At 49.3% G+C, this 2,867-nt stretch carries 2 protein-coding genes; both read left to right on the top strand.

What is annotated here, in order from left to right; genetic code table 11:
- The first annotated feature begins 328 nt into the window (after positions 1 to 328).
- Entirely contained in the window at positions 329 to 2,437 is a 2,109-nt protein-coding gene (gene ppk1 / locus HKN79_00035) for a polyphosphate kinase 1 (GenBank protein ID NNC81939.1), read from the top strand.
- A gap of 5 nt (positions 2,438 to 2,442) precedes the next feature.
- The coding region (locus tag HKN79_00040) for a hypothetical protein (GenBank protein NNC81940.1) at positions 2,443 to 2,867 on the top strand (425 nt) is incomplete at its 3' end.

Genomic DNA, 2,867 nt, shown 5'->3' on the forward strand with positions numbered 1-2,867 from the left:
GGATTCACGTTTGGACGGGGGTTCGACTCCCCCCGGCTCCACCTCCGCCCTCCGAAGCTGCTCTAAGAGTAGCGAAGGAGGGCGTTTCTTTTTCTGTTTAATGGAGATGTGTAAGTCCATAATCTGATTGCCGTTTCTCCAATAGAGTCCATTCAATTCCATCGAAATCGGGGAGGAAATTCCCCATCGGTTACGATTGCTAGGCGTTAGCGGGCTGATTCTCATCGCATGATGAACATGGTCCACTATTTGACGCCCTCCGAGATAAGAGGAGGAATTCCTTCTCTACGCTTGACGAAAAAGTATATTTATAAATCATTGGGGGCACATGATCAAACAGGTTGAGAAAGTCAAGGAAAGTCTATCACAGATACGATCGTCTGTGAAGAAAGCGGAGTTGGATCTCGTAGAGCGGGATCTCTCCTGGCTCAAGTTCAACCAGCGCGTACTGATGGAAGCACAGGACCCCTCGGTGCCCATCTTCGAACGGGTCAAATTCATGGCGATCTATTCATCCAATATGGATGAGTTCTTCCGAGTGCGATTTGCCAATATGAGGCGGATGTCGCGTCTGGCCAAGTACGGTAAGAAGAAGATCCGCAGAAAGGCCGGATTCATCACCCCACAGAAGTTGATCAACGAAACGCTCGCCATGACGTGGAGGCAGCAGGAGGATTATGGTCGTACCTATCGAGAGACCATCCTGCCTGATCTGGAGAAAGCCGGAGTCATCCTACAGACCACCGAGGCATTCCACCCTGAGCATCGAGAAGTCATCGAAGATTACTTCTACTCTCAGATACTCTCATTCATTTCCCCGACCATCCCGGCCCAAGCGGGAAGCAGACCCCTTTTCTTGAAGAATAGAAGGCTGTATCATGCGGTGGACCTAGTCGATTCAGAAGGGAATACACAGATAGGTATCGTCAATGTGCCTTCAGAGAAATTACAGAGATTCTATGAGCTTCCTCCGATAGACGGTAAGTATCATTTCGCTTTTATCGATGATATCGTGAGGGCGTTCATGCACATACTTTTTCCTAAGTATCGGATCAACGGTATCTATGAGATCAAGCTCAATAGGGATGCAGAACTCTATTTGGAAGATGAGATCTCAGGCACGCTGATAGAGAAGATCAAGAAGAACCTGACAAAGAGGGATATCGGTATTCCGAGTCGTTTTCTCTATGACAAGACCATGCCTGAACACATGGTCAAAGATCTACAGCGGATGTTGGACCTCAGTGACAATGATCTGGTACCCGGTGGGAGGTACCACAACATGTTCGACCATTTCCAATTGCCCAATCCACTCGGTAAGGAATATGAGTACCCAAAGGATAGACCCATTGCTCACCCTCTCATAGAAGAGGCTGGATCGGTGTTGGAGGCCATGGAGCAAGATGATATCATGCTTCATTTCCCTTATCAGCGTACGGACTATATCCTACGCTACTTCAATGAGGCGGTCATCTCTGAGAAGATCAAGGAGATCAAGGTGACACTCTACAGGGTGGCTGAGAATTCCCATGTGGTCAATGCATTGATCAGTGCGGCTCGCAATGGCAAGAAGGTAACCGCCTTTGTCGAGGCCAAAGCGCGCTTCGATGAAGAGAACAACCTGAAGTGGGCCCACAAGATGATGGAAGAGGGCATCGATGTCAGATTCAGCAGCCTCAATCTGAAAGTACATGCTAAAGTGGCCCTGCTCAATGGGGTGGACGATGAAGGCAATCCCAAGCGATATGCCTTTTTCGGCACGGGGAATTTCAATGAGAAAACGGCTATGGTCTATGCGGATCATGCCTACCTCACCTGTAACGACACCCTTACCGAAGAGCTCGACCGTACCATGGAATTCATCTTCGGTAATGTCACCGAGCTGAAGGTGGATCACTTGTTCGTAGCACAGGTCAATATGATACAGGAATTCGAGCGATTGATCAAGCGGGAGATAGACCATGTGAAAGCCGGTAAAAAAGGCCGTATGGTCATCAAACTCAATAATCTACAGGACCCCTATATCATCTCCAAGATCTATGAAGCAGCCGATGCTGGAGTGGAGGTCGACATCATCGTACGTGCCATTTGCTGTGCCGTGCCCAGGCCCAATCTCCGACTCATCCGTATCGTAGATAAATACCTGGAACACGCCCGGGTCTATTGGTTCCACAACGATGGAGAGGATGAGCTGTACATGGGCTCGGCCGATTGGATGGAGCGCAATCTCTATCGTAGGATCGAGGTGGTCTTCCCCCTGCATCATGAGGGCTCCAAAAAGGAGATAGAGAAGTGCCTCGAATTGCAACTGAATGACAACACCAAGGCATGCCTCATCCGTGCCGATATGAGCAACGACCCTATACAGGATGAACGTACGCCTTGTAGAGCACAGACCGATTTCTATGCTTGGCTGAAGGAGTACCACAATCAATAACTCCTATGAGTATGACCAATGAGACTTATGACGTAGCTCTGCATAGAGCCGCACAGTACCTAGCGACCTTCGGAAAGAATTTCTGCGAATCCAAAGAGGATGATAGCCATACCAATCTGGAGTGGGTCGTTGGAGACCATCTCTTGCGAAGTCGGGAGGCCCCTGGAGGCAGACAACTCATCCTCAATGGTGAGGAATTGGCTCTACAATGGGTAGGGGACAGACCCCTGCAATTGACATTGGCAGGTAGGACCCATGGTGAGGTGATCGTATGGATGCATCATGCAGCTGTGCAGAATGGACTATCCGATTATGAATTTCATCTACATTACCGATTACCCTCTGGACCGATACCACACGACTACGTGTATCCGCGACCTGATGCTCAGCGTGCAGAGCAGGTCTGCTCATACCGGGATAACGCTCAAAG

The organism is Flavobacteriales bacterium, assembly GCA_013001705.1.
GTDB lineage: Bacteria > Bacteroidota > Bacteroidia > Flavobacteriales_D > JABDKJ01 > JABDLZ01.